Consider the following 26,765-nt stretch of genomic DNA (forward strand, 5'->3'; position numbering starts at 1 on the left):
TCACGACTTCTTCGGTAGGCCGGGCGGATTGATCCGCGAGCTCGGCACGGTCTCGGTCCGCAACCCCCAGCGATCGATGACCTGCTGGTAGGTGCCCGTCTGGATGGCGTTGTTGACGGCCTTGTTGATGGGGCCGATCAGCCCGTTGTCCTTCTTGGTGAGCACACCGATCTCGCCCTGCAATGCGTCACCGGCGCCGGAGAAGGTCGCGACGATCTTGGTCTGATTCGCGGTGGTGCTGTGATAGATCGCGGACGGGTTCGGTCCGATATATCCATCGAGGCGCTGCGAGGCCAGCGCCAGGTAATAGTCGGTTACCTGCTGGAAGTAGGCGATATCGATCGGGGGCAGGCCCTCGGCGATATTCTGCTCGTTCCACTTGACCAGCAGCTGCTCCTGATTGGTGCCGCTGCCCACGCCGATCCGCTTGCCCGCCAGGCTCTTACGATCGGAATACTCCAGCTTGCTCTGCTTGGGGATCTCCAGCGCGACGGTGTCATTGCGGTAGGTGGCGAAGTCGTACTTCTCCTTGCGCTCCTCGGTCACGGTGACGTTGGAGATGAATACATCGGCCTCGCCGGAATCGACCCGCACGAAGTTCTGCGACCAATCGGCCACCTGTGCAACGAGTTTCAGTCCGAGGATATCGGCGATGAGCGAGGCGAAATCCACCTCGGACCCGACGATGGTCTTGTCGTCGGTGGCGTAGAACCGCAATGGCGGTGCAGCACCACCGGATCCGGTGACGACCAGCGTCCCGCGGTCCCGGATGGCCTGCGGTAGTTCGGCGGCAATGGCGTCGACCCTGGGCGCGTGGATCCGGCCGGACTGGCCGGGGGAGAGGTCGAAGGTGATCGAACCGGCGGGCTGTGCGGAGTTTTCCGCGTCCGGATCGGTGCCGCAGCCGGTGGCCAGCAAGGCGACCGCGGCGGCCAGGCCGACCAGGGCAGAGAGCTTCATCGAATACCTGTTCATCGGGGAGCGCGCACCGCGCTCAACGGACTCGGGACAGAAATGCGCGGGTGCGCGGGTGTTGCGGGTTGTCGAGTACGGCGGCGGGCGGACCTTGTTCGACGATCACGCCGCCGTCGAGGAATACGACGGTGTCGGCGACTTCACGGGCGAAACCGATTTCATGGGTGACGATCACCAGCGCGGTCCCACCATCGGCGAGATCGCGGATCACATCGAGGACCTCACCCACCAGCTCTGGATCCAGTGCGGAGGTGGGTTCGTCGAAGAGGATCACCGGCGGTCGCAGCGCCAATGCCCGCGCGATGGCCACGCGCTGCTGTTGTCCGCCGGACAGCCGCCGCGGATAGGCATCGGTCAGTTCGCCGATGCCGACCCGCTCGAGCAATTCCCGCGCCTCGGCCTCGATTTCCGCACGCGGGCGACGTTGCGCGGAAATCGGTGCGAGCGTGACATTGTCGAGCACCGTCAGATGCGGGAAGAGATTGAACTGCTGGAAGACGAAGCCGATATGCGAGCGCTGCTTGCGCACTTCGCGGTCCGACAGCGCGTGCAACTTATTGCGGCGCAGCCGATATCCGATCAATTCACCGTCGATATGCACGGTGCCCGCATCCAGCGACTCCAGGTGGTTGACCACCCGCAGCAGCGTCGACTTGCCGGAGCCGGACGGTCCGATCACGGTGACCACCTCACCGGCTCGTACGGTCAGGTCGATGCCGGCCAGCACCTCGGTGTTGCCGTAGGACTTACGCACCCCGCGCACCTCTACCGCAGGAGCCAGGGCCACCGGCGCGCTCATCGAGTCGCCCCGCGCGGTGCGGCGGAACCGATTTCGGCGATCTCGCGCAGCCTGCGCCACACCTGCTGCGCCGGTGTCGGTGGCGGCGTGCGGTGCGCGCCCTTGGCGTAGTGGCGTTCGATATAGAACTGCACCACCGACAGAATCGTGGTCAGCACGATGTACCAAACGGTGGCGACCATGAGCAGTGGCACTACCCGGCCGCTGCGACCGTAGATCACCTGGACCTGGTAGAAGAGTTCCGCGATCGCCATGACCGACACGATCGAGGTGCCCTTGAACAGGCTGATGACCTCATTGGTCGCATTCGGCAGAATCGAGCGCATGGCCTGCGGGGCGATGACCGTGCGGAACTGGCGCACCCGGGGAATACCCAGCGCCGCAGCTGCTTCCAGCTGCCCGGGATCGACCGAAATGTATCCGGCCCGGATGATCTCGGCCGCATACGCCGCCTGATGCAGTGCGAGTCCGATGACGGCCGCGGTGAAGCCGCTGATCACTCCGTTCACCTCGAAGGTGAGAAAGGAAGGGCCGAACGGGATTCCGAGCGAGAGCGTCTGGTACAGGTAGGCGATGTTGAACCAGAACAGCAGCTGCACGATCAGCGGAATCGAGCGGAAGGCCCAGATGTAGACCCACGAGATCACCCGCAGCACCGGATTATTCGACAGCCGGGCGATCGCCAATGCCGTACCGATCAGGAATCCCAGTGCCGTACCCCACAGGGTCAGCTCCAAGGTGACCTTCAGCGCTGACAGCACCGATTTCGCGGTGAAGTATTTGGCGAATGTCGACCAATCCCAGCCGGGGTTGGTGGCCAGTCCGTGGATGAACTGGGCCAGCAGCACGAGCGCGATGGCGCTGACCACCCAGCGCCACGGGTGCCAGGACCTGGCGATCGCCGGTGCGTCAGTGGCGCTTACGGTAGCAGTGGGTGCACCCGATGCCGTGGCATCGGGTGCGTGGGCACCCGGTATCGGTACATCTGATACCGGATCGGATGCGACGGACGCGCTCATGATTTCGGTTCCTCCATCGTTCCCGGCGGAAGCACCCGCACCCGGTTGCCCGGGGGGTTGCTGCGACGTCGACGAGCCAGGTCTCTCGGTCGCTCTGGATGGTGTGTCCGACGCCGAGCACGGGTCGGTCAATGGGTCTAGCCGAAATATCATGCGAAGCAGGCGAAGTCCGGCACAAGGGTACGAATCAGCGTGAGCGCAGACCTTGTTTGCATGGCCATGAGCAGGCACTATTGGCTCGGTCGCACAGTGGATCGTGGCATTTCGGACGCCGTTCTTCGCGTGCTTTCCGTCCGGATTGCACACCTGCTGGTTGCCGCGACGGCGCGCGGCACGAACGTGTCGCTCGTCGAAATAGACACTGTTGCGAAGGTTTGCCGGAGTAGTCTCGGACCTCGATTCGTGCCCGACGATGAGGAGGCCTGTCGTGACCCTGCTGCGCCGTCTGACCACGCTAACCGCCATCGCGACCGGTACGGTCGCGCTGACTCTCGCCGCCCCCGGCATCGCCGCCGCGGGTCCGGCGCCGATGCCCGCGTCACCCGTTCCGGCCGCGACCGCACCGTCCGCCCAGGCCGCGCCGGGTGATTTGTTCGCCGCTTACCGAGACGTCGTCGAGGCGTTGCGGACCTTCGGTGTCGACCCGTTCCTGTACCCGGCGCTCGCGCCGTTCTGCTCCGACACCAGCTCACTCGGTCTGGTCCCCGCGGTCGCGGGTGCGGTGCCCGGCCCGTGGCCCAAAACCACGGTGGCGATTCCGGGGCTCGACCCGACCGCCGTCAAGGCGGGCCAAGTCATGTTCACCTTCGTCCCCTACGGCCTGCGCCCGGACGGCACGAATGCCACGGGCATGAATGTCGCCTGGGTCAACCTCGCCAATGGCCGCAGCGGCATCACCGCCATGGGATCGATCTCCGATGTGGTCCGCAAGATGGTGCCCACCGAAATCCCGACCGAGATAAGGCCACTGGCCGAACGTGCCATCCAGGATCTCTTCGCCGCATTCCCGGTCGGCGGGGTGCGCGCGGTCCCGGTCGACACCGGATCCGGCACGGTACTCGCCGCGGTTTTCGGAACCGTCGACAACGGCACCAAGTCCTGCTTCTTCCTCCCGACGGTCGGACTCACCTCAGTAAACTGAGCCGGATCAAGATCAGGTGGACCTGAGGGCGGGGGCTCTCGGGCGATGCCGCCACAGATTCCACGTGATCTTGATCAGCGGGTGGGCGCTAGGGGGCGGGACTTCCAGGTCAGGAGGTTGGTGCGGTGGGCGTGGCGGGAGCGGGTCCAAAGGCGGAGGTAGGCGTCGATGGAGATCGGGTGTGCTAGACCCGCGAGGATGTCTGTGCGGGTCGTGGTGCCGCGTTCCAGTGAGCGTGCGAGCAGGCGGCTGGCGACCGCCGCGCCGTAGCCGATGAGACCGGCGGTGCGTACGGAGCCTCGACCGCCGATCGCGGCCAGTGGGGGCACCCAGTAGGCCAGTGTCGCAACAGCTCCCACCGCCGTGCCGCCGATCGCCGTTCCGCCGTAGGCGGACCACAGCCAGCGGTTGTAACCGGTCTCCAGTTCGGCCGCGCCACGGTACATTCGGGTGCTCGCCGCTGGGCCTGCCACGACCAGCGCGGTCCGGCGACCCGAACGACGTAGTGCGCGAGCGATATCCAGGTCCTCGGTAGGGCTCGCGGCGACCGCGGTGTGACCGCCGATGGCGTGGTAGGCGGTGGCATCGAACACCAGGAACTGGCCGCAGGCGACGGCGGTCGAGGGGCGCAGGCTGCGATTGGCTGCCGCGATCGGCAGGCTGGCCGCCCACGACCAGCACAGCAGCGGCTGCACCAGCGCCTCGGCCAGCGACTCTGTCACTTGGTACGGCCACGGTGACAACAATGTGGCCCGGCTGCGCCGCAATTCGGTGGTCGCGGCAGCTATCGCATTCGGTGCCAATCGCACATCGGCGTCGAGAAAGACCAGCACCGTGGCCTCGGCCAGCTCGGCGAGTCGCGCGCAGGCGGCGGCCTTCCCGGTCCATCCGGGTGCGGGTTCGGCCTCGGAGCGGAACACCGTGAAGCGCGAATCGCCCGCAATCGCGTCGAGCGCAGCCGCTTCGGTCCCGTCCGAGGACGCATCGTCGAGAATCAGCACCCGCAGTCGCGGCACACCCACTTGACCGCGGAGATCATCGATCAGCCCGGGTAGTCGCGCTGCCTCGTCGCGAGCCGGGATACACACCGTGACCGGCTCGATCACCGTATTCGGTCCGGTCGACAGCCTGCGCACCGTCACGCGGTTGAATAACGCGGTTCCGCAACCGAACAGCGCGATACCCGCGCCCGTCCACGCGGCGATCGCCGCGCCCGTACGCAGGGTTCGCGTCAGCGGCGGGTCAGTGAACGCCACAGGTTGCTCGGTGAGAAGTCGCTCTCGGGTGCGCCGGGCGGCGTCGGGTTGCGGTCCATATAGGCGATGGCGGCGATAATGGCGGCGACAGCGAGAGTGATACCGCCGACTATGCCCGCCCAGCCCGCGAAGGAGCGGGTATTCGGGTCCGCGTAGCTGACCTCGGCGCGCATGGTGGAAACATCGCCGGGCGGCAGTTTCCAGGAGACGGTGGAGTCGTCCTCGCGATTGCCGTTGGTCTTGGCGACGCGGGCCGGGAAAGCCACCGTGAACTGCACATCCGAACCGTGCGGCGGAACGGATTTCAGATCGACCCGGCCATTGAGGCTGACCAGATCGCCGGTGCGCTGGAACGACAGGTTGAACATGCCCTGGGTCTGATCGGAGAGCGCGCCGAGTTGGCCGACCTCACCGAAGGACAGATCCTCGAAGAACACCTTGCTGCCGACATAGCCATCCTGGCTGTACGGCTCGACCCGCACCTTCGCGGCCAGCGAATCGGGCGCCTTCAACTGCGGGCCCTTGTCATTGGCGTCCGCGGGCACCACCGCGGCCACGATCCGACCGGAGACCCGGTCATTGGACGACACACCCATCGACACCTGAACCCGCAGGCAGCCCACGAGCATGGGCACCAACATTGCGGCCAGCAGTACTGCCGCGGCCGCCCGCGCTGCGGGCCGGGGCGAACGCGGCGGTAGAACCGGTGTGTCGGGCATCGCGGTGAGAGGACTCGGCTGCACGGCACACATCGTGCCAGGCGCTCGCCCCGAATTGCCACGCGACGGGCGCAACGCACGCCGACCGAAGTGTCGGACAGGTGGTATCCGCATCGCTTCACCCCCGCCGGGCCAGGACCGACCGCACCAGTAGCGGTGTGCCGAGCACCCCCAGCCCGACACATCCGTACCAGGCCGAATACGGCAGATCGAGGAACACCGCGTGCGCGAGCGTCGACCCGAGCCAGGTCCACATGAACACCGCCGCCGGCACCACCGCGTCTGCCGAGATCGGGGATACCGGACCTCGGGATTCGTGCTCCGGACTGGTCGGGTCAGGCGTTCCCAACTCCAGCGCCAGTGTGCCAGCCTCCGCCGCATCGGGGGCTGCCGCCGGTGTCTGCGCTGTCGTTGGCAGGCGCTCTGCCGCGGGCGTAAACGTATTCGCATTTCCCGTCCCCACGACGCGATCCAAGCCGGTCAGCAGCAAGGCCATCACCAGCGCCAACGCGAACCACCCCAGATAGTTGGTGTACGGAATCTCGGCGAGTCCAGGCAACCCCCGACCGGCGGCACACCAAGTCCACTGTCCGTCCGCCACCATCTGCGGATCGAGGAACAGATCCCAACCGACGGCCCCGACCGCGGTCAAAACAACTCGCCCGGCCCAACGTCGAGTCAACAACCCGGCAACCATCCACACCGGATACAGCCCACCGGTCCAGGCCAGCGCGACCACCAACGGCACCGCCGCCACCGCGGGCCCCAATCTGCCGTCGGCATACTCATAACAACCGAATGGGAACCCCGTCGCGGTACCAACGATTTCGGCAACCAGTCCGAGCCCCGAGACAATCACCACGAACCCCGAGGCGTACCTGATGCCGCGCGTCGCGACCGCGTGCACCACCGCCGTCCCCGCCGACAGCAGCACGACCAGCACGGTCACCAGGTCGCGAGCGTCGCCCGAGGCAAGCGGATAACTGATCTGCACGAGCACGAGCAGCACCGCGGGAACCGTCGGCGCTAGCAACCGCGGCGTCCATCGAAAGGCGGCAGTCGACCGCGGAGGCCGACTCGCGCCGGGCCGACTTGCCAGGTTCTTGTCAGCACCGCTGACGTCGGAATCTGTTGGGCTGGCGGGCTCGGGTCTTCCGGTGGTTTCCAGGTTCGTCGGAGCCTGGGTGTTGGTGTCCGTTGCCCCGGAGGGATTGGCCCGCCCGGAGGTCTCCGGACTCGCTGTACCAGGGATTTCCGTCCTCGGCGTGGGTTGCTCGCGCGGCTTCGGCACGACTGGTCCGGTCGGCTCCGTCATCGCCTGCGCAGCAGGGGAAACCGGTTGCGCTGTCGATCGCGCAGCAGCAGCTGTGCCGCGCTGCGCCCGCTCGCACCGGACACCCCACCACCCGGATGCGTCGAAGCCCCGGTGAGATACAACCCGGGCGCGCCGGGTACCCGCTGCCCGGACAGCTCCGGCAGCGGCCGCCACAGCATCATCTGATCCAGCGACATCTCCACGTGCATCACATTTCCGCCGCGCAACCCGAGCTCGCGCTCCAGGTCGACAGGTGTCTGCACATACCGCCGCAGCACACTCGCCCCGAACCCCGGTGCGTAGGAGTCGACTTCGGCGATGATCCGATCGGCCTCCGACTTCGCGTGCGCGGCCCAGTCACTGCCGTCGGCCAACTCGTACGGATGCCACTGCGCCCACAGTGAGAGCTGATGCTCACCTGCCGGGGCGATGCTCGGATCCAGCGCACTGAAACTCATGGCCAGCACTACCGGACGCGGTGGCAAGTCACCGGCCAGCGCCGCACCGTGCGCCCGGCGCAGCTGCCGTCGATCGGAGACGAGAAACTGCAGACCATTGGCGGATTCGGCGGTCGAGCTATCGGGATACTGCGGCAGCGCGGAGGTCGCGAGTCGTACCACCATGCCGATACCGGGCCCGACCCGGATCCGCCGCTGCCACTCGTCGAGCACCGCACCGTCGAATCCGCCGTCCCGCAGCAGATCCAGCGTGGTGAGCACGTGGGTGCCCGCGATCACGGTTTCCGCATGCAAATTTCGGCCCGACATTGTGCGCACCTGCCAGCCGTTACCGACCTGCCGCAGCTCGGTGACCGCATCACCCGCCGACACCACACCGCCGTCGGCGCGCAGCCGCGCGACCAGCGCCGTTGTCAGCGCCCCACTTCCCCCCACCGCCCGTCCCGGCGGCAACGTATGCATCAGTGCGGCGAATCCGACCATCGGTGCGGTCCCCGGCTCGGACATCGGCGGCCCGGACTGCGCACCGAACCAGGCCAGCGACGCCTTGAGCCGTTCATCGTCGAAGTAGCTGTCCAGTAGGGCATCACCGGTCTGCAGGAACTCCCGTGACAACGCACTTCCGCCATCGCGCGCGTCGAGCCCCCAGAACGAACGCAGCAGCCGACCCGGCGTGGGCGTACCGCCGAACGCGCGCATCACTCGCGCCGACCGCGGCCCCCAGACCTCGACGAAGCGCCGATACGCCGCCGCATCCCGGCCCCCACAGACCTCCGCGATCCCGGCGCAGGTTCGATCGAGGTCGCGATGGAACACGATCGGCGCACCACCATCCGGCCCCGCGGGTGTGAAACCCCAAGGATCACAATCGACATAGCGCAGCCCGAAGCGCGACAGTTCCAGTTCCTCGATTATCCCGGTATGGCGCACCATGATGTGCGCCGACGATCCGCGATCGACCAGATGGCCCGGGAAACGTTCGACCGTCGACACCGCGCCGCCGAGCACCTCGTCGCGCTCGAGCACCTCCACCCGTTCCCCGGCACGCGCCAGATAGCAAGCGGCGACGAGCGCATTGTGGCCCGACCCGATCACGGCCACCGTCACGACTGTGCCTCGCTGGCGCTCGGCTGCGTCGTACCGGTAGGCCGGCTGTGCTCAATGTTCACTCGCCGCGCTCGCTCACAGCGGCAGCCGCCGTCCCAGGATCGCGAACGGCCTGGTATCCCCGGCGAAGACGAAATTCCGGATCACATCGGTGAATCCGAGTCGCCGATACAGCTTCCAGGCGCGGTTGGCCTCGCCGTGCACCTCCGGTGTGGATAGCAGTACCGCGCTCTCGGTGCGATTCGCGAGCAGTCGTGTCAGCAGTTCGCCGCCGATGCCGCGCCCCTGCGCCGACGGATGTACGTGCAGCTCGGTCAGTTCGAAATAGTCCGAAAGCAGTTCGCGCGCAGAATGTTCCGGCCAGCCCGAGCGGCGCATCCCGCTGTGCACCTGCTGGTGCCACCACTGGTGGGCGGCGCCGCGATAGCCGTAAGCGATGGCCACGATCGGCGCGGTTCGCAGGTCGATCTGCCCGGAATCATCCGGGACGACGGCGGCGACGCCCTGCCAGCCGACGCGGGTGGTGTGCTCGGTCCACATCGGCGCGCGATGGTGTTCGGTGCCGTGCGGATATTCCATTGCCGCGACGTACACCGCCAGCGCGTCGTGCAGCCGGGAGCGCAGCGCCGCGATGGAAAGGTCGATGACGACAGGGGCGTTGGCGGGGATGTGTTTGGGCTTGACGGCTGTCATGGCTCTCGTCGGTCCGCGGAAAGTTGTCGGTGGGTGTCCCTATATTCAATCTCAATTCAAACGTTCGAATACCTGTTCGATCCGTGCGGTGCTGAGAACTTCGGCATTCGGGCCCAGGATAGGCCAGGTGAGCGACTCGGAGGGACGGCTGATGTCTGGTCGGATCGAACACCCGGGGCAACCCGGCAAGGCGGGCAAGCTGCTGCAGCGGGCGGACGGCTTGCTCATGCAGGCGGCGGGGGAAAGCGACCCGCGCGAGCGTTTTCGGACCGCGTATCTCGCCGCGCTGCGCGGTGCCGGTGCCGTGCTCGCGTTTACCGGGGCGGATGCCGCGCCGCGGGCGCGCTCGCGCAATGCCTGGGTGCTGATGCAGCGCGCCGCGCCCGAATTCGTCATGTGGACCGACTACTTCAGCGCTCGCTCGGAGATCAGGGCAGCGCTGGAGGCGGGCTTGGATCGCGATGTGGATGATCAGCAGGCCGACGAGTTCTATTCGCGGGTGGGCGCATTCCTTCACGACGTGGAAGATCTGGTCGATGCCAGGGCTCGATTGCGTCCCGCGCCGGGCTGGTCCGGGGGCATGACCGCTTAGTTATCGGCGAGTAGGTGGTACGGCACTGATCGAACTCGTATCATTGGTGGCAGATAGTCGACCTTGGCTATCTGTCGCCTACCCGGAGGCGACAGCCACGTCCTAGTGCCGGGGGAGGTACCGTGCCACTCTCCGAGCACGAGCAGCGCATGCTCGAACAGATCGAGAGCGCGCTCTATGCTGAGGATCCGAAGTTCGCGTCGTCCGTCCGCGGCGGACGCCTTCGCTCGACCTCGAGTCGCCGCAGACTCCAGGCCGCAGCCCTGTTCGTCCTCGGTCTGTTTCTACTTGTCGCCGGCATAGCCGCTCCGGTGAAGCTCGGCGACTTTCCGATCATCAGCCTGATCGGATTCATCGTGATGTTCGCCGCGGGCGTGCTGTTGCTGCTCGGCAGTTCCAAGGGCATCGCCAAGGGCGACCGGTCGGGCAATGCCCAATCCGGTGGCGCGAGTGGCGGATCGGGCGGACGGGGACGAGGGCGCAAGTCCGGTGGTTTCTCCGAGCGCATGGAGGATCGGTTCCGCCGCCGCTTCGATCAGGAGTAGCGCGCCCGTAGCCGACATCGACATATCGAACGCGCCGCCGCACCGAACAGGTGCGGCGGCGCGTTCTCATGCGTGCACCACCTGACTGCTGACTGCTCGCCGCGCGCGGTTCCCCACAACGCCCCACGATCTTCCCCCACAACCTCCCACCGCCCACCTCCGCGCCGTCCCGTGACCGGCTGAAACCAGAGGAACCTGGGTGTTTGCTGATAGTTGTCGGGCGCTTGTCTCGCTGCGCGGCGCGTGTCGCCAGAACACGGAAAAAGTTCTCCACCACCGTGATAGCTGGGGTGACCTGCGTAATCGACGACGCGGGGAGCCAGATCACCCTGAGTTTCGATTGAAAGTGGGGGAAAGTGGGGTAATGTGGAGCGCGCACAAGAGGAAGGGCATACATCCGAGGTGATCGTGCTCCCCGAAACTCGGGGTTGATCCGGGAGGTAGCGGGTTGTTTCTCGGTACCTACACACCTCGGTTGGATGACAAGGGGCGACTGACGTTGCCTGCGAAGTTTCGAGACGATCTGGCGGGAGGGTTGATGGTCACGAAGGGTCAGGACCACAGCCTTGCCGTATATCCCAAGGAAGAATTCACCGCACTCGCACGGCGGGCTGCGGCGGCATCTCGAAGCAATCCGCAGGCGCGCGCATTCGTTCGGGCACTCGCGGCCGGTACGGATGAACAGCGTCCGGACGCTCAGGGCCGGATCGTGTTGTCGGCCGATCATCGTCGCTACGCGAACCTTTCGCGGGATTGCGTGGTGATCGGATCGGTCGACTTCCTCGAGATATGGGATAAGCAGGCGTGGGAGTCCTACCTCGCCGAGCACGAGGAGGACTACGCGCAAGCGAGAGACGAGTCGCTGGGCGGAATCTTCTAGCCCTGAGCGAACGAGTGCCACGCGGCCTCTGCCCGGACGCGCGGACCCTGACGTACTTCCCCGACGCCAGGTGCCGAGGCTCCGGTCAGAGACCCCGCGGCATTCGTATTTTCGAAAGTAGCTGTGTAGCAAGGCGACCCGCAGCGAGTGATCCCACTGACACGGCTCGATGCGCAACGACGCGAGGCAGGATTCCGGGAGGTCGAGGTGAACCGTGAACAGGACGGTCCTCGCCATGTTCCGGTTCTGCTCCAGCGAGCCGACGCGCTGCTCGGCCCGGCGCTCGCCGAACCCGGCGCGGTATATGTCGACGCCACATTGGGTTTGGGCGGACACGCCGAACACTTCCTGCGGACCTACCCGAATATCCATCTCGTCGGACTCGATCGCGACACCCATGCACTGGCATTGGCCGGTGCGCGATTGGCGCCCTTCGCGGACCGAATCACCTTGGTACACATCCGATATGACGGGATCGCGGCCGCGCTGAAGCAGGCCGGATTGCCGACCACTGGTTCGGTGAGTGCCATCCTGATGGATCTCGGCGTGTCCTCGATGCAGCTCGACGAGGCCGAGCGCGGCTTCGCCTACTCCGTCGACGCGCCGCTGGATATGCGGATGGATCCGACTACCGGCATCACCGCCGCGGATGTGCTCAACACCTACAGTCACGGTGATCTGGCGCGCGTACTGAAAACCTATGGTGAGGAACGCTTCGCGGGCAAGATCGCATCCGAGGTGCTGCGCCGCCGGCAACAGAAGCCGTTCCGCACGAGCGCCGAATTGGTCGAATTGCTTTATGCCACAATTCCGGCCGCCGCCCGGCGGACGGGCGGTCATCCGGCCAAGCGGACCTTCCAGGCGCTGCGGGTGGAGGTGAACGGCGAGCTCGACTCGCTGCGCGCCGCGCTGCCCGCCGCCCTCGACTCGCTGCGGGTCGGCGGCCGGATCGTGATCATGTCATATCAGTCGCTCGAGGATCGGGTGGTCAAACACGAGTTGGCGCCGCGCACCACATCGCGGACACCGGTCGACCTGCCGGTCGAATTGCCCGGTATGGGACCGGAATTCAAGTTGCTGACCCGAGGTGCCGAGAAGGCGACCGAACAAGAGATCGAAGAGAACCCGAGGGCGGCGCCCGTGCGGATGCGCGCGGCGGAGAGAATCCAGGAGGGGACAGCATGAGTGTGCGCACGCGTACCGTCGAGGCGCCGGGCCGGATCGCCCGCCGGGTTCAGGCCGCCGAACGGGTGAAATCGGGTGCCGCACAACGGGCCTATGCCAAACGTCGGATGCGTGCCGAGCAATCGGGGGAAACTCACGACCTGCCCAAGCAGCGCGCGTCGGCGATGGCCACGCGAATCCCGTTCGTGGCGGCCATCATCGCGCTGCTCGGCTGCGGCCTCGCGCTCACCCTGCTGCTCACCACTCGTTCGGCCGAGGACAGCTATCAGCTCGGCGATGCCAGGGCGACCAACCGCAAGCTGGCCGACGAACGCGCGGCGCTGCAGCGCGAGGTCGAGGCCGCCGACTCCGCGCCCGAACTCGCCGCGCGGGCCCGTGAACTCGGGATGATCCCGGCCAAGGATCCGGCCCGACTGGTGATCGGACCCGATGGCGGGGTAACGGTGATCGGCAAGCCGACGCCCGCACAGGGCGCACCGGTGCCGCCGCTGAACAGCTCGCCGGTCGCCCCGACCGCCCCACCGACGGTCAATGCCCAGGCCCGCGGCGAACGATTGATTCCGGTGACGACCACGCCGACCGCACCACCCACCCAGCCGAATACCGGCCAGCCCGCGAATGCCCTTGCGGGACAGGCGAGCCCGACACCGGCGACGCCGCCGACATCGAGTACGGTCGCGCAGGCTCCGGTGGAGACGCCGCAACCGGAAACTCCGCAGCCCGTCCCAGCGCAAGCCCAAGCGGCGCAGCCCGAGGCACCCCAACCAGCGCCCAACCCTGACGAGGGCGCCCGATGAGCATGCGGCAGACCAGGCCCGCGTCGCGTGAGCGCCGCGGGCCGTCGGCATCCAAGGCGGGCTCGACCAGAGCCGCTGGAACATCGAGGCCGGCAACCGCATCCAGACCGCGCACGTCCGCCCCGGATCGTCCGCTGCGCCTGCGTCTCGGCGTCGGCCGGGTGATCATGCTGGTCGCACTGGCGGTCGTCGCGCTCCAATTGCTGTGGGTGCAGAGCATTTCCGCGCCCAGCCTGTCCGCGCAGGCGGCCAGCCAGCGCACCACCCGCAAGATCGATACGGCGACCCGCGGCCCGATCACCGACCGCTACGGCAAGTCCCTGGCGTACACCCTGAGCGCGCAGGCGCTGACCTTCCAGCCGGTGGTCGTGCGCAAACAACTCGCCGATGCGAAGGAGAAGTCGGCCAAGGCCCCGGATCCCGATGAGCGGCTCAAAATCATCGCCAAGGCCATCCACGACAAGATCGGCAAGGATGCGCCCGCCGAATCGGCGCTGCTGGACAAGCTGAAGAGCGATACAGCCTTCGTCTACCTGGCCCGCAATGTCGATCCGCGCATCGCCTCCGATATCACCGTGCAATTTCCCGAGATCGGCGCCGAACGCCAGGATGTGCGCGAATATCCGGGCGGCTCGCTGGCGGCCAATGTGCTCGGCACCACCGGCTGGGATGGACACGGCCAGATGGGGCTCGAATCGTCGCTGGACTCGCTGCTGGCGGGTACCGACGGTTCGCACACCTACGACCGCGGCTCCGACGGTGCGGTTATTCCGGGCAGCTGGCGCGATAAGCAGCCCGCGGTAAACGGCTACTCCGTCGAATTGACCCTCGACTCGGACCTGCAGTACTACGTGCAGCAGCAGGTGCAGCAGGCCAAGGAGATGTCCGGCGCGAACGCGGCCTCCGCCGTGGTATTGGATGCGAAGACCGGCCAGGTGCTGGCGATGTCGAATGACAACACCTTCAATCCCGCGCTGGGGTCGCAGCATTGGGGCAATGCCGAAATGCAGAATCCCGCGGTGCAGGATCCGTTCGAGCCAGGTTCGGTCAACAAGATCGTGACCGCGGCCGCGGCCATCGAATACGGTTTGACCAACCCCGATGAGGTGCTGCAGGTGCCCGGTGAGATCCGGATGTCGGGCGTCACCGTGCACGACGCCTGGGAGCACGGCACCTTGCCCTACACCACCACCGGCATCTTCGGTAAGTCGTCCAATGTCGGCACACTGATGCTGGCGCAGCGGGTCGGTGAGGACCGGTTCGCGGATATGGTCAACCGCTTCGGCCTCGGCCAGCGCACCGGTGTCGGGCTGCCAGGTGAGAGCCCCGGCCAGGTGCCCGCGCGCGACCAGTGGTCCGGCGGTACCTTCGCGAACCTGCCCATCGGACAGGGCCTTTCGATGACCACCCTGCAGATGACCGGGATGTACCAGGCCATTGCCAATGGCGGTGTGCGGATTCCGCCGCGCATCGTCAAGGCCGAGACCGCCCCGGATGGCACCCGCACCGAGGAGCCGCAGCCCGACGGCGTGCGTGTGGTGAGCGCACAGACCGCGGCCACGCTGCGCACCATGTTCCAGGCGGTCGTGCAGCGCGATCCGATGGGCGTGCAAATGGGCACCGGTGCGTCGGCGGCGGTCGATGGTTATCAGGTTGCGGGCAAGACCGGCACCGCGCAGAAGGTCGACCCGAGTTGCCGCTGCTATTCGACCTCGTCGTACTACATCACCTTCGCCGGTATGGCCCCCGCGGACAACCCGCGCTACGTCATCGGCCTGATGCTCGACGCGCCGATCCGCAGCTCCGACGGCAGCGGTGGCGGGTCGGTTGCACCGCTGTTCCACAGCATCGCATCCTGGGTGCTGCAGCGCGATCGGATCCCGCCATCACTCGAGCCGTCGCGACGATTCGTTCTGCAGGCTTCATAAGATTGGAGCCGCGTTGCCCGGCGGTGAGCCGACGTCGGTAACCTGACTCGACACCCAATCCCGTCCATGCCGATTCCCGAGAGGAGCCCTGTGCCCGCGCAGTCCAGCCAGCACGTGCTCCGGCCGACCCATCCGCGGTCGACGCCGTTGTCCACCGTACTGGCCATGACCGGTGCCAGCTCGTCACGAGCCGACCTCGCGCAGATCCAGGTCACCGGCATCGAGCAGCGCTCGCATGCGGTGCGACCGGGTGATCTGTTCGCCGCACTGCCGGGCGCGCAGGCGCACGGCGCCCGTTTCGCGCGCGATGCCGTCGAACGGGGCGCGGTAGCCGTCTTCACCGACCCCGCGGGCGCCGAACTGGTGGGTGAGCTCGATGTGCCGGTGTTGGCGCGTGAGCAGCCCAGGTCGGTGCTCGGCGAACTTTCCGGCGCGCTCTACGGCAATCCGTCCGAGCGGCTGCGCATCGTCGGCATCACCGGCACCTCGGGCAAGACGACCACCGCGTATCTGGTGGAGGCCGGGCTGACCGCCGCCGGCCTGTCCACGGCGCTGATCGGCACCATCGAGACCAGGATCGGCGGTCGCCGCGTGCCGAGCGCATTGACCACGCCCGAGGCGCCGCAGTTGCACGCCATGTTCGCGCTGATGGTCGAGCAGGGCGTGGACGCGGTCGTGATGGAGGTTTCCAGCCACGCACTGGCGCTGGGCCGGGTGGATGGCGTGCGCTTCGCCGTGGGCGCGTTCACCAACCTTTCCCAGGACCACCTGGACTTCCACGCCGACTTCGAGGATTACTTCGCCGCCAAGCGCAGGCTTTTCGAAGCCGATTCGCCGATCGCCGCGCACACGTCGGTCATCTGCGTCGATGACGAATGGGGCCGGCGCCTCGCCGCCGATCTCGCGGCACCGATCACCGTATGCACCACCGGTTCCGGCACCTGGCAGCTGACCGGCGAGGTATCCGCGCACGGCGGTGAGCAGGAATTCACCGCCGCCGGACCGGACGCGAATGTCGATGTGCGCCTGCGGCTTCCGGGGCGCTACAACATCGCCAACGGACTGCTCGCGGTCGCGGTCTGCACCGCGGCCGGTGTGGATCCCGCCGTCGCCGCGCCCGCACTGGCCACCGTCGACGTGCCGGGCCGGATGCAGCGGGTCGAGCGCGGACAGGACTTCCTGGCCATCGTCGACTACGCACACAAGCCCGCGGCGGTGGAGTCGGTGATCGCCACGCTGCGCGGTCATCTGGCGGCGGGAGCGACGAGCCCGGAGGCGGCAGGTAGTGGGGGGCCGTCGACGTCGGGCACCGGAAGGGATACGCGCATCCACGGCGGGCACCGCGAATCCGATACTGCCGCCGATACCGGTGGTCGGCTGGCCGTGGTCGTCGGCGCGGGCGGCGACCGGGACGCGGGTAAGCGCCCCCTGATGGGTGCGGCCGGTGCGCGCGGCGCCGATCTGCTGATCATCACCGATGACAATCCGCGCAGCGAGGATCCGGCCGCCATCCGCGCCGCGCTGCGCCGGGGCGCGCTGGCGGTGCCGGAGGCTGAACGCGGCGCGGTGCGCGAAATCGGGGACCGGGCCGCGGCCATCGCCGCCGCCGTCGACTGGGCCCGTCCCGGCGACGTGGTGCTGGTGGCGGGTAAGGGACATGAGGTAGGGCAGGAGATCCAGGGTGTGAAGCATCCGTTCGACGACCGCGAGGTGCTCGCGGCGGCGTTGGAGCGACGGGAGCGGGGCCCGCGGGACGACAACACCGCCGCGGGAGCGACGGGCCCGGAGGTGGCAGCGAAGCGTGACCACGCAGGGCCCCGCGAGCGCGGCCGATCCAATACTGAGCAGAGTCCGCAGGGGTCGGACGCGGAGGACTTGACGGTTTCATGATCGAGATGACACTGCGGGAGATCGCGGAGGTCGTCGGCGGCACGCTGCACGACGCCCCCGACCCGGAGGTGACGGTAACGGGTTCGGTCGAATTCGATTCGCGTCGAATCGGTTCCGGGGATCTTTTCCTGGCCCTGCCCGGTGAGCACGCCGACGGCCACGACTATGCGAAGTCAGCTGTCGACGCCGGTGCGGTCGCGGTGCTCGCGGCGCGCCCGGTTGGCGTGCCCGCGATCGTGGTGACTCCCAGTCCGGGTACTGTGCCCGCGAAATCCGTTGCGCTGGCCGGTGATTCGGATGGGTCGGGTGCCGCGGTACTGGCCGCGCTCGCTACGCTCGCCCGGGTGAGCGTCGAACGTCTTTCCGCCGCGGGAGCGACGGGCCCGGAGGCGGTAGCGGAGCTGGACCACGCAGGGCCCCGCGAGCGCGGCAAATCCAACACTGCGAGAGGCGGACTCACCGTGATCGGGGTGACCGGCTCCTCGGGCAAGACCTCGACCAAAGATCTGCTCGCGGCCGTGCTAGCGCCGCTGGGTCCGGTCGTCGCACCGCCCGGATCATTCAATAACGAACTCGGTCATCCGTGGACCGCGTTGCGCGCCGATGCCGACACCCGCTTCCTGGTGCTGGAACTGTCCGCGCGTGGACCGGGCCATATCGCCGCGCTCGCGCAGGTCGCGCCGCCGAAGATCGGTGTCGTGCTCAATGTCGGCACCGCCCATCTCGGTGAATTCGGCAGTCGCGAGGCGATCGCGCAGACCAAGGGGGAACTCGTCGAGGCATTGCCGTCGACGGGACTGGCGGTACTCAATGCCGACGATCCGCAAGTGGCTGCGATGGCCACGCGCACGCAGGCCCGCGTGGTGACGGTCGGCCAGGCGAGCAATGCCGAAATCCGCGCCACCGATGTGCATCTCGATGCCGAGGCACGCGCGGGCTTCACGCTGCACACCAGCAAGGGCAGCGTCCCGGTGCAGCTCGCCGTGCACGGCGAACACCAAGTCGGCAATGCGCTGTCCGCCGCCGCCGTCGCGCTCGAATGCGGTGCGGATCTCGACACCGTCGCGCAGGCACTCGGCGGCGCGCATGCCGCATCGGCCCGCCGCATGGATGTGCGCACCACCGCCGACGGCATCACCGTCGTCAACGACTCCTATAACGCCAATCCGGATTCGGTGCGCGCCGCGCTCAAGGCGCTGGTGACCATGTCTCGTGCGGGCGGAACCCCGCGCCGCAGCTGGGCCGTCCTCGGCGAAATGGGTGAACTGGGCGAGGAATCCGTCATCGAACACGACCGGATCGGCCGCCTCGCGGTGCGCCTGGATGTTTCCCGGCTGATCGTGGTCGGCACCGGAAGGCCATCCCACGCGATGCACCAGGGCGCGGTAATGGAAGGCTCGTGGGGCGAGGAGTCGATCCTCGTGCCCGATATCGGCGCGGCCATCGCGCTGCTCGACAACGAGGTCGAGCCGGGCGATGTGGTGCTGGTCAAGGCGTCCAAGGCGGTCGGACTGTGGGCGGTCGCCGAACATTTGACCGGCGCGGAACGTGCGGGAATTAGTCGGGGTAGCACGGAGGCGCGAGGCGTGAGCGAGCGAACCAAAGGCACAGCGGCCATCGGCCGAACGACGGAGCCGAGCGGCAGCGAGGCGGAGTCGTGAGTGAGCGAAGCGAGCGAACCATGAACGCCGTGGCTTCCTGCCGAACCATGGGCACTGCGGCATTCTGCCGAACGACTGAGCCGAGCGTCAGCGAGGTTCAGTCGTGAGACAGATTCTGTTCGCGGCTGGGATCGCGCTTGCGGTCTCCATCCTGCTGACTCCGCTATTGATACGCATCTTCGCCAGGCAGGGCTTCGGGCAGGAGATCCGGGTCGACGGTCCGGCCAGTCATCAGGCCAAGCGCGGCACCCCGACCATGGGTGGTGTGGCCATCCTGGTCGGCATGTGGGCGGGCTACCTCGGCTCACATCTGATCGGCATCGGCTACGACGCCGACGGGCCTTCCGCCTCGGGCCTTCTGGTGCTCGGGCTGACCACCGCACTCGGTGTGGTCGGCTTCCTCGACGACTTCATCAAGCTGCGCAAGCAGCGCAATCTTGGGCTGTCGGCCGCGGGCAAGTACGTCGGTCAGATCAGCGCGGCGGTACTTTTCGGTATCCTCGCCCTGCAGTTCCGCGGCGGCAACGGGTTGACTCCGGCGAGTAAGCATCTGTCCTATGTCCGCGATATCACCACGGTGTCGATGGGCGTGATCATCTTCCTGTGCTGGGTCTGCCTGCTGGTCGTGGCCTGGTCGAATGCGGTGAACCTGACCGACGGCCTGGACGGTCTTGCCGCGGGGTCGATGAGCCTGGTGCTGGGCGCCTACGTGATCATCACGTTCTGGCAGTACCGCAACGCCTGCGCGACGATCCCGGAGGCGGGCTGCTACAACGTGCGCGATCCGCTGGATCTGGCGCTGGTCTGCGCCTCGGCGGCAGCCGCGTGTGTCGGGTTCCTGTGGTGGAATGCCGCGCCCGCCAAGATCTTCATGGGCGATACCGGTTCGCTGGCCCTCGGCGGCATGCTCGCGGGCCTGTCCATTACGACGCGCACCGAGTTGCTGATGGTCGTGATCGGTGCGCTGTTCGTCGCGGAAACCGCCTCGGTGGTGTTGCAGGTCGCGGTGTACCGCACAACCCGCAATCGGCTGTTCAAGATGGCGCCGTTCCATCATCACTTCGAACTCAGCAAATGGGCCGAGACTACGGTGATCATCCGGTTCTGGCTGTTGGCGGCCATGGCGTCGGCGGTCGGACTCGGCCTGTTCTACAGCGAATATCTCTCAGCGGTCGGGTGAAGTAGCGATGGTCGAACATTCTCCGCGGGCCCTGCGAACACCGGGGCCCATGCTCGAATTCCTGCGTGGCCGCGAGGTTCTGGTGGCCGGATGGGGTGTCTCGGGCCGCTCGTTGATCGAACCGCTGCGCGACATCGGCGCACGTCCGGTGGTCACCGACGGCGGTGCCGCCGCATTGGCGGAGGCGGCCGGGCTCGGTCTGGACATCGCGACCTGCACCGAACTGGAAACCGCGGACTGGAGCCGCTTCGCACTGGTCATCACAAGTCCGGGCTGGCGGCCGGATTCGCCGGTGCTCGCCGCCGCGGTGACCGAGGGCACCCCGGTCTGGGGCGATGTCGAATTCGCCTGGTGGGTCGATCAGGCCAGGATCTATGGCCCGGTCCGCAAATGGCTGGTGGTGACCGGTACCAACGGCAAGACCACGACCACCTCGATGGTGCATTCCATCCTGCGCGCGGCCGGTATCGCCAGTGTCGCCTGCGGCAATATCGGGCTGCCGATCCTGGATGCGCTGCGCCGCAATCCCGGTCCGCAGGTGCTCGCGGTCGAACTGTCCTCGTTCCAATTGCATTGGGCGCCTTCGGTGCGGCCCGAGGCCGGTGTGGTGCTGAATGTGGCCGAGGATCACCTGGATTGGCACGGCGGCCTCGACGCCTATGCTGCCGCCAAGTCCAGGGCACTCTACGGTCGCGTCGGTGTCGTCGGACTCGACGATCCGGTGGCCGCCTCGCTGGCCCGGCGCAGTAAGGCGCGCCGGACGGTCGGCTTCCGGATCGGCGTACCCGCCGACGGCGAACTCGGTGTCGTGGACGGCAAACTGCTCGACCGCGCCTTCACCAAGGCCGCCATCCTGGCCGAGGTCGGCGATATCAGCCCCAAGGGACCAGCCGGTGTCGCCAACGCACTCGCCGCCGCCGCGCTGACCAGGGCCATCGATGTGGCGCCGCAATTCGTGCGAGAAGGCCTCATCGAGCACAAGGTCGGTCCGCATCGAGCCGCCTTCGTGCGCGATGTGGCCGGTGTCGAATTCATCGATGACTCCAAGGCCACCAATCCGCATGCCGCGCGCTCGTCGATACTCGCTCACCCGCAAGTGGTTTGGATCGCCGGTGGGCAGTTGAAGGGTGCGTCGGTCGAGGATCTGGTCGAGGAGATCGCCGATCGCCTCGCCGCCGCCGTGCTCATCGGGGCCGACGCGCCGGTGATCGCGGCCGCATTGGCGCGACACGCGCCCGAGGTCCCGGTTGTCGAGGCCCGCGCGGGAGACCATGCAGGGATGGGTGAGGCCGGTATCGATGAGACAGCCGACGCCGTGATGACGCGTGCCGTGCGCGCCGCGGCCGGGCTCGCTCGTCCCGGGGACACCGTACTGCTGGCTCCGGCCGCGGCCTCCTTGGATATGTTCGCCGATTACACCCACCGCGGGCGCAGTTTCGCCGCCGCGGTGGCCGCGCTGGAAGACGGTGACATCGGGCGGCATCTATGACCGAGACGACACGGCGGAATCGGCTGGCTGCCACCAAATTCGGCGCCTGGCTGGCGCGCCCGCTCGCGTCGTTCCATCTCGTCGTCACGATCGCGACACTGCTGACGGTGCTCGGTCTGGTCATGGTGTTGTCGGCATCGAGCGTCGAGGCGTATGTCGACGGCGGATCGGCGTATTCGCTGTTCATCCAGCAGGCCATGTTCGCCGCGATCGGCGCGGTGCTGTTCTATCTGGCACTGCGGATTTCCTTGCGCCGACTGCGGCAATGGTCGTTTCCGCTGTTCGCGATCTCGGTGCTGGCGCTATTGCTGGTGTTGATTCCCGGCATCGGCTCCGAGGTGCAAGGTGCGCGGCGCTGGTTCTTCATCGGGCCGATCTCGGTGCAGCCCTCGGAGATCGTGAAGGTGACGCTGGTGGTGTGGGGTGCGCATCTGCTCGCTTCGCGTCGCTCGGAACAGGCCGGCCTGAAAGATATTCTGGTGCCGCTGGTGCCTGCCGGTCTGCTGGTGTGTCTGCTCGTCGTGCTGGAGCCGAATCTATCGACCACCATCGCGCTGGGCATCGTGCTCGCCGCACTGCTGTGGTTCGGCGGACTGCCGGTGCGGTTGTTCGTCACTATCGCGATTTCGGGCGTGATCGCCGCAGGCGTCCTCGCACTGTCCGCGGGGTATCGCTCGGACCGGATGCGCGCCTTCTTCAACCCGGGTGATGATCCGCAGGGCATCAATTACCAAGCGCGCCAAGCGCTGTACTCGCTGGCAGACGGCGGCATCTGGGGTCGTGGCCTCGGCCAGAGCCGGGCCAAATGGCAGTACCTGCCGAATGCACACAACGACTTCATCTTCGCCATCATCGGCGAGGAACTCGGATTTCTCGGCTGCGCACTGGTGTTGGGCCTGTTTGCACTGTTCGTCTACACCGGCCTGCGCATCGCGAGCCGTTCGGTCGATCCGTTCCTGCGGTTGCTCACCGCGACCGCGACCACCTGGATCACCGGCCAGGCGCTGATCAACATCGGCTATGTGGTCAACCTGCTGCCAGTGACCGGTCTGCAGCTGCCGCTGGTTTCGGCGGGCGGTTCGTCGCTGGCGATCACTCTGTTCATGTTCGGCATCATCGCCAATGCGGCCCGGCACGAGCCCGAGGCGATTGCGGCGCTGCAGGCCGGACAGGACGGCAGATTCAGCCGACTGCTGCGACTGCCCAAGCCGGAGGTGTACTCACCGGCGCGGGCGGATGCGGCACGTGCGCGCTCGGCCGCGGCCAAGGCCAAGGCGGCCGAACAGCGGGCACGGGCCGAACGGGCCAAGGCCGACCGGGCGCGGGGCGCACGGCCGCAGGGGCAGCGGAGTCAGTCCGAATCCGGTCGACGGCGCGTGCCAGAGAGCCGAGGGACGAGTTCACTGCGGGCGACCAGGGCGTGGGAGCCGAGCTATCCGATAAACCATGCGAGAGATCGGGGAAGATCCAGGTGAGTGCGGAGCGACCCCGCAAACCACTGTCGGTGATCGTCGCGGGCGGTGGTACCGCGGGACATATCGAGCCCGCGCTGGCCGTCGCCGACGCGCTGCGGCGACTCGACGAATCGATCCGGGTCACCGCACTCGGCACCGAACGCGGACTCGAGACCAAACTGGTGCCCGAGCGCGGCTATCGGCTGGAGTTGATCCCGCCGGTTCCGTTGCCGCGCAAGCTGAGCGCGGATCTGCTGCGGCTGCCCGGCCGTGTCCGTGCGTCGGTGGCCAAGACCAGAGCGGTCATCGATGCGGTCGAGGCCGATGTGATCGTCGGCTTCGGCGGCTATGTCGCATTGCCCGCCTACCTCGCGGCGGGCCGGGGCGCGCTCGGCCGCAGGCGCGCGGTGCCGGTGGTGGTGCACGAGGCAAATGCCAAGGCAGGTATCGCCAATAAGGTCGGCGCCAGGCGCGCGGCCAGAGTGCTCGCCGCCGTACCCGATTCGGGGCTGGCCAAGGCCGAGGTCATCGGCATTCCGGTGCGCGGGTCCATTACCTCGCTGGATCGGGCCGCGCTGCAGGCCGAAGCCCGTGCCCATTTCGGCCTGCCTGCCGAGGGCCCGGTTCTGCTGGTCTTCGGTGGCTCGCAGGGGGCGGTCTCGTTGAACAAGGCGATCTCCGGGGCGGCGCCACAGCTGGCGGCGGCGGGCGTTTCGGTGCTGCACGCGCACGGCCCCAAGAACACTCTCGAGGTCCCGCAATCGGATGAGGATGGGGCGCGGTATATCGCCGTGCCGTATCTTTCCCGAATGGACCTGGCCTATGCCGCCGCCGATGCGGTCGTCTGCCGCTCCGGCGCGATGACCGTCGCCGAGGTGTCGGCGGTCGGCCTGCCCGCGTTCTATGTGCCGCTGCCGCACGGCAACGGTGAACAGGAACTCAATGCCAGGCCGATCGTCCGCCAGGGTGGTGGCAGAATCGTCCCCGATGCCGAGCTGACCCCGAAATATGTGATCGACGAGGTGATACCGCTGCTGACCGACCGCACACGGCTGATCGAAATGAGCCTGTCCGCCGCAGGCGCCGGACACCGCGATGCCGCCGACGCGCTCGCGCGCATTGTCGTCGAGGTGAGCGGCCGGTGACCACGGGAGCCGATGCCACCGAATCCGGGGCGGTCGAATCCGGCGCCGACCAGGCGCGCTCGGCTCTGCCGCCCGAATTGGCGCGCGTGCACATGGTCGGGATCGGCGGTGCCGGCATGTCCGGAATCGCCCGCATCCTGCTCGCGCGTGGTGGCTCGGTCTCCGGTTCGGATGCCAAGGAGAGCCGCGGTGTGCTTGCGCTGCGGGCCCGCGGTGCGCAGGTGCGCATCGGGCACGATGCCAGTGCCCTCGATCTGCTGCCCGGCGGCCCGACCGCGGTGGTCACCACCTATGCCGCCATCCCGAAGACCAATCCCGAACTGGTCGAGGCGAATCGGCGCGATATTCCGGTGCTGTTGCGCCCCGCCGTACTCGCCTCGCTGATGCGCGGGCATCGCACGCTGCTGGTCTCGGGCACGCACGGCAAGACCTCGACCACCTCGATGCTGATCGTGTCTTTGCAGCACTGCGGATTCGACCCGTCCTTCGCGGTCGGCGGCGAACTCAACGAGGCGGGCACCAATGCCCACCACGGCACCGGCGAAATCTTCGTCGCCGAGGCCGACGAAAGCGACGGCTCGCTGCTGCAGTACGACCCGGATGTCGCCGTGGTCACCAATATCGAATCCGATCACCTGGACTTCTTCGGCTCCGATGAGGCCTACGTCCAGGTCTTCGATGACTTCGCCGACCGTCTCGGTCCCGGCGGGCTGCTGGTGGTGTGTCTGGACGATCCCGGTTCGTGGGCGCTGGCCGAGCGAGTCGGTGCGCGGTTGGCGGAGAAGAACGTTCGGGTGCTCGGCTACGGATCGGGTGAACTGCCCGACGCGCCGGTGCCGGTGGGCGTGCGGCTGCACAGTTGGGAGCCACGCGATGTCGGCGGGCTGGCCCAATTCCAGCTCATCGATGAGGCCGCGCCGCGCACCCTGCGGCTCGCGGTGCCCGGTCGGCATATGGCGCTCAACGCATTGGCCGCGCTGCTCGCCGCGCGTGCCGCTGGGGCGGATGTGGACGAAATCATCCAGGGGCTGGAAGGTTTCGGCGGCGTGCATCGCCGGTTCCAGTTCGTCGGCCGGGAAAACGGCGTGCGCGTCTTCGACGATTACGCCCACCACCCGACCGAGGTGCGGGCGGTCCTCGGCGCGGCCGCGGAACTGGTGCAGCAGGAGGCCCGCGACGGTGCGCGCTCACGACAGGGCCGGGTCATCGTGGTGTTCCAGCCGCACCTCTACAGCCGCACCGCCACCTTCGCCCAGGATTTCGGCGCGGCGCTGAGCCTTGCCGACGAGGTCGTCGTGCTGGATGTCTACGGTGCGCGGGAGAAGCCGCTGCCCGGCGTCAACGGCGCACTCGTCGCCCAAGCCGTCACCAAACCCGTGCACTACCAGCCGGATATGTCGCGGGTCGGCCGCCAGGCCGCGGGCCTGACACTGCCCGGCGATGTGGTGATCACCATGGGCGCGGGCGATGTGACGATGCTCGGCAGCCAGATTCTCGATGGGCTGCGCGCGCGTCCGCAATACGGGCGGTGACCCGCGATGCGAACCGCGGGTGACTGGTTCGACCGGGCACACCGGGGTCGCCTGCGCCTGTGGGGTCTGCTCGGCGTGTGCGTCCTTACCGTTGTCGCGGTACTGGCCTGGTTCACCCCGATGCTTTCGGCGAGCACGGTCGAAATCGACGGTTTGGTCGCGGTTCCCGAGGGACAGGTGCGCGACAAACTCGAGATCCCGTCCGGCCGCTCGATGTTGCGCATCGACACCGATGCGATGGCCCGGCGGGTGGCGAGCATTCCGAAGGTCCGCAGCGCACGGGTGCAGCGCGTATTTCCCTCCACCGTCAAGGTGACGGTGGACGAGCGCACGCCGGTCTTGTTCTGGGATAGCCCGCAAGGCGCGCATCTGCTGGATGCGGAGAGTGTGGAGTTCGCGATCGAGGACGCACCCATCGGCGTTGCGAAGCTCATTACCGAACATCCCGGCAGCGATGATCCGGTCACCCGGGCCGCGGCATCGGTGCTGTCGGTACTGCCTGCGGCGCTGGTCGGGCAAGTGGACGAGGTTGTCGCGCGGTCGATTTCGAATATTTCCCTGAACCTGCGCGACGGTCGCGCGGTATTGTGGGGAGGAACTAATGACGCGGAACGCAAGGCGGCCGTGGTGATGCCGCTGTTGACCCGCGATGGAACGGTGTTCGATGTTTCGAGTCCGAATCTGGTCACGGTAAAGTGATCGATACCCATTGTGCCCAGGGGTTTTTCGATGGAACTGTGACCGCAGTGGGAACAGCCCAGCGAGACCGGGGTTTCGGGGGCAACCGTTCACGATACGACGTGTTGCGCGGTGAGACGAGAGGGATCACACAAGATTCTGTCAGTCGTTTCGGCGCGCCTGCGCGCCTATCGCGGCGGCTGCGAATAGCGTTCCGCAGCAGTCGGATACTTGACATAACGCTAACCCTATGGTTGAGCTTTAGGGTTGGCTCGGACCTGCCACAGACCGAATGTCGAGAATTCGAAAACGACAGACTTTAGATCG

At 67.3% G+C, this 26,765-nt stretch carries 22 protein-coding genes, 1 pseudogene and 1 riboswitch; of the genes and pseudogenes, 15 read left to right on the forward strand and 8 right to left on the reverse strand.

Translation table 11 applies throughout. From position 1 onward, the window contains the following. From ACIBJI_RS39745 to ACIBJI_RS39755, 3 genes are read right to left on the reverse strand one after another with little or no spacing between them, the layout of a single operon-like run. Window positions 1-975 (reverse strand): ABC transporter substrate-binding protein, encoded by a 975-nt coding sequence (locus ACIBJI_RS39745; protein ID WP_397088177.1) that lies wholly within the window; start codon window positions 973-975, stop codon window positions 1-3. Window positions 976-994: 19 nt separating this feature from the next. Then, a complete protein-coding gene (locus ACIBJI_RS39750; RefSeq protein WP_397088179.1) occupies window positions 995-1,774 on the reverse strand; it encodes an amino acid ABC transporter ATP-binding protein in 780 nt (259 codons plus the stop codon). Beyond that, the gene (locus ACIBJI_RS39755) at window positions 1,771-2,793 is read right to left on the reverse strand and encodes an amino acid ABC transporter permease (RefSeq protein ID WP_364353268.1); all 1,023 of its coding nucleotides are present in this window, start codon (window positions 2,791-2,793) and stop codon (window positions 1,771-1,773) included. The genes ACIBJI_RS39750 and ACIBJI_RS39755 overlap by 4 nt, the downstream gene beginning before the upstream one ends. Window positions 2,794-2,803: 10 nt before the next feature. Beyond that, window positions 2,804-2,898, reverse strand: a riboswitch (SAM riboswitch). A 322-nt stretch (window positions 2,899-3,220) separates the two neighbouring features. Here ACIBJI_RS39755 and ACIBJI_RS39760 point away from each other — a divergent pair. After that, a complete protein-coding gene (locus ACIBJI_RS39760) occupies window positions 3,221-3,934 on the forward strand; it encodes a hypothetical protein (RefSeq protein WP_397088181.1) in 714 nt (237 codons plus the stop codon). A 74-nt stretch (window positions 3,935-4,008) separates the two neighbouring features. Here ACIBJI_RS39760 and ACIBJI_RS39765 read toward each other — a convergent pair whose 3' ends face one another. The 5 genes from ACIBJI_RS39765 to ACIBJI_RS39785 form a co-directional block, all read right to left on the reverse strand. Then, complete coding sequence (locus tag ACIBJI_RS39765) at window positions 4,009-5,190, reverse strand: glycosyltransferase (protein WP_397088183.1); 1,182 nt, start codon at window positions 5,188-5,190, stop codon at window positions 4,009-4,011. Further along, window positions 5,166-5,942 carry an LppM family (lipo)protein gene (locus tag ACIBJI_RS39770; RefSeq protein WP_397088185.1) on the reverse strand — a complete coding sequence of 259 codons (777 nt, stop codon included), beginning with the start codon at window positions 5,940-5,942 and terminating at the stop codon, window positions 5,166-5,168. Before ACIBJI_RS39770 ends, ACIBJI_RS39765 begins: the two co-directional genes overlap by 25 nt. 85 nt (window positions 5,943-6,027) lie before the next feature. Then, window positions 6,028-6,918 carry a carotenoid biosynthesis protein gene (locus ACIBJI_RS39775; protein WP_397088187.1) on the reverse strand — a complete coding sequence of 297 codons (891 nt, stop codon included), beginning with the start codon at window positions 6,916-6,918 and terminating at the stop codon, window positions 6,028-6,030. Between the two features lie 302 nt (window positions 6,919-7,220). Further along, complete coding sequence (locus ACIBJI_RS39780; protein WP_364353262.1) at window positions 7,221-8,789, reverse strand: NAD(P)/FAD-dependent oxidoreductase; 1,569 nt, start codon at window positions 8,787-8,789, stop codon at window positions 7,221-7,223. Window positions 8,790-8,864: 75 nt separating this feature from the next. Continuing rightward, a complete protein-coding gene (locus ACIBJI_RS39785) occupies window positions 8,865-9,482 on the reverse strand; it encodes an N-acetyltransferase (protein ID WP_364353259.1) in 618 nt (205 codons plus the stop codon). A 151-nt stretch (window positions 9,483-9,633) separates the two neighbouring features. Here ACIBJI_RS39785 and ACIBJI_RS39790 point away from each other — a divergent pair, with 151 nt between their 5' ends. From ACIBJI_RS39790 to ACIBJI_RS39855, 14 genes and pseudogenes are all read left to right on the forward strand, one after another. Then, window positions 9,634-10,074, forward strand: a complete 441-nt coding sequence (locus tag ACIBJI_RS39790; RefSeq protein ID WP_396959331.1) for an SAV_6107 family HEPN domain-containing protein — start codon at window positions 9,634-9,636, stop codon at window positions 10,072-10,074. A 122-nt stretch (window positions 10,075-10,196) separates the two neighbouring features. After that, window positions 10,197-10,619, forward strand: a complete 423-nt coding sequence (locus tag ACIBJI_RS39795) for a DUF3040 domain-containing protein (RefSeq protein ID WP_062988705.1) — start codon at window positions 10,197-10,199, stop codon at window positions 10,617-10,619. A 448-nt stretch (window positions 10,620-11,067) separates the two neighbouring features. After that, the gene (gene mraZ / locus ACIBJI_RS39800; protein WP_036535307.1) at window positions 11,068-11,499 is read left to right on the forward strand and encodes a division/cell wall cluster transcriptional repressor MraZ; all 432 of its coding nucleotides are present in this window, start codon (window positions 11,068-11,070) and stop codon (window positions 11,497-11,499) included. A gap of 207 nt (window positions 11,500-11,706) precedes the next feature. After that, window positions 11,707-12,684, forward strand: coding sequence for a 16S rRNA (cytosine(1402)-N(4))-methyltransferase RsmH (gene rsmH, locus ACIBJI_RS39805; protein ID WP_397088197.1), 978 nt, complete (start codon window positions 11,707-11,709; stop codon window positions 12,682-12,684). Continuing rightward, a complete protein-coding gene (locus ACIBJI_RS39810) occupies window positions 12,681-13,481 on the forward strand; it encodes a hypothetical protein (protein ID WP_364353252.1) in 801 nt (266 codons plus the stop codon). Before rsmH ends, ACIBJI_RS39810 begins: the two co-directional genes overlap by 4 nt. Before the next feature lie 2 nt (window positions 13,482-13,483). Further along, window positions 13,484-15,409 (forward strand): peptidoglycan D,D-transpeptidase FtsI family protein, encoded by a 1,926-nt coding sequence (locus tag ACIBJI_RS39815; protein WP_397088199.1) that lies wholly within the window; start codon window positions 13,484-13,486, stop codon window positions 15,407-15,409. Window positions 15,410-15,475: 66 nt separating this feature from the next. Then, window positions 15,476-17,143: pseudogene (locus tag ACIBJI_RS39820) on the forward strand (Mur ligase family protein); the annotation flags it as partial. 152 nt (window positions 17,144-17,295) lie between these two features. Further along, the gene (gene murF, locus ACIBJI_RS39825; RefSeq protein ID WP_364353246.1) at window positions 17,296-18,960 is read left to right on the forward strand and encodes a UDP-N-acetylmuramoyl-tripeptide--D-alanyl-D-alanine ligase; all 1,665 of its coding nucleotides are present in this window, start codon (window positions 17,296-17,298) and stop codon (window positions 18,958-18,960) included. Between the two features lie 103 nt (window positions 18,961-19,063). Beyond that, window positions 19,064-20,140: a phospho-N-acetylmuramoyl-pentapeptide-transferase gene (gene mraY / locus ACIBJI_RS39830; RefSeq protein ID WP_364353243.1), complete on the forward strand. Its 1,077-nt coding sequence runs from the start codon at window positions 19,064-19,066 to the stop codon at window positions 20,138-20,140. Window positions 20,141-20,189: 49 nt separating this feature from the next. Beyond that, window positions 20,190-21,629, forward strand: a complete 1,440-nt coding sequence (murD, locus tag ACIBJI_RS39835; RefSeq protein WP_397088201.1) for a UDP-N-acetylmuramoyl-L-alanine--D-glutamate ligase — start codon at window positions 20,190-20,192, stop codon at window positions 21,627-21,629. Next, the gene (gene ftsW / locus ACIBJI_RS39840) at window positions 21,626-23,104 is read left to right on the forward strand and encodes a putative lipid II flippase FtsW (RefSeq protein ID WP_364353240.1); all 1,479 of its coding nucleotides are present in this window, start codon (window positions 21,626-21,628) and stop codon (window positions 23,102-23,104) included. The genes murD and ftsW overlap by 4 nt, the downstream gene beginning before the upstream one ends. Further along, a complete protein-coding gene (gene murG, locus ACIBJI_RS39845; RefSeq protein ID WP_364353237.1) occupies window positions 23,101-24,228 on the forward strand; it encodes an undecaprenyldiphospho-muramoylpentapeptide beta-N-acetylglucosaminyltransferase in 1,128 nt (375 codons plus the stop codon). The genes ftsW and murG overlap by 4 nt, the downstream gene beginning before the upstream one ends. A 92-nt stretch (window positions 24,229-24,320) precedes the next feature. After that, window positions 24,321-25,760: a UDP-N-acetylmuramate--L-alanine ligase gene (murC, locus tag ACIBJI_RS39850; protein ID WP_364353365.1), complete on the forward strand. Its 1,440-nt coding sequence runs from the start codon at window positions 24,321-24,323 to the stop codon at window positions 25,758-25,760. 6 nt (window positions 25,761-25,766) lie between these two features. Then, window positions 25,767-26,459: a cell division protein FtsQ/DivIB gene (locus tag ACIBJI_RS39855; protein WP_397088190.1), complete on the forward strand. Its 693-nt coding sequence runs from the start codon at window positions 25,767-25,769 to the stop codon at window positions 26,457-26,459. The last annotated feature ends 306 nt before the right edge of the window (window positions 26,460-26,765 follow it).

The sequence above is a fragment of the Nocardia sp. NPDC050408 genome (assembly GCF_044458905.1).
Classification (GTDB): domain Bacteria; phylum Actinomycetota; class Actinomycetes; order Mycobacteriales; family Mycobacteriaceae; genus Nocardia.

Bases quoted from the DNA above. Each gene is read 5' to 3' on its own strand.
- ACIBJI_RS39745 (WP_397088177.1), bottom strand. From the start codon at position 975: ATGAACAGGTATTCGATGAAGCTCTCTGCCCTGGTCGGCCTGGCCGCC.
- ACIBJI_RS39750 (WP_397088179.1), bottom strand. From the start codon at position 1,774: ATGAGCGCGCCGGTGGCCCTGGCTCCTGCGGTAGAGGTGCGCGGGGTG.
- ACIBJI_RS39755 (WP_364353268.1), bottom strand. From the start codon at position 2,793: ATGAGCGCGTCCGTCGCATCCGATCCGGTATCAGATGTACCGATACCG.
- ACIBJI_RS39770 (WP_397088185.1), bottom strand. From the start codon at position 5,942: ATGTGTGCCGTGCAGCCGAGTCCTCTCACCGCGATGCCCGACACACCG.
- ACIBJI_RS39785 (WP_364353259.1), bottom strand. From the start codon at position 9,482: ATGACAGCCGTCAAGCCCAAACACATCCCCGCCAACGCCCCTGTCGTC.
- ACIBJI_RS39790 (WP_396959331.1), top strand. From the start codon at position 9,634: ATGTCTGGTCGGATCGAACACCCGGGGCAACCCGGCAAGGCGGGCAAG.
- ACIBJI_RS39810 (WP_364353252.1), top strand. From the start codon at position 12,681: ATGAGTGTGCGCACGCGTACCGTCGAGGCGCCGGGCCGGATCGCCCGC.
- ACIBJI_RS39815 (WP_397088199.1), top strand. From the start codon at position 13,484: ATGCGGCAGACCAGGCCCGCGTCGCGTGAGCGCCGCGGGCCGTCGGCA.
- murF (WP_364353246.1), top strand. From the start codon at position 17,296: ATGATCGAGATGACACTGCGGGAGATCGCGGAGGTCGTCGGCGGCACG.
- murD (WP_397088201.1), top strand. From the start codon at position 20,190: ATGCTCGAATTCCTGCGTGGCCGCGAGGTTCTGGTGGCCGGATGGGGT.
- ftsW (WP_364353240.1), top strand. From the start codon at position 21,626: ATGACCGAGACGACACGGCGGAATCGGCTGGCTGCCACCAAATTCGGC.
- murC (WP_364353365.1), top strand. From the start codon at position 24,321: ATGGTCGGGATCGGCGGTGCCGGCATGTCCGGAATCGCCCGCATCCTG.
- ACIBJI_RS39855 (WP_397088190.1), top strand. From the start codon at position 25,767: ATGCGAACCGCGGGTGACTGGTTCGACCGGGCACACCGGGGTCGCCTG.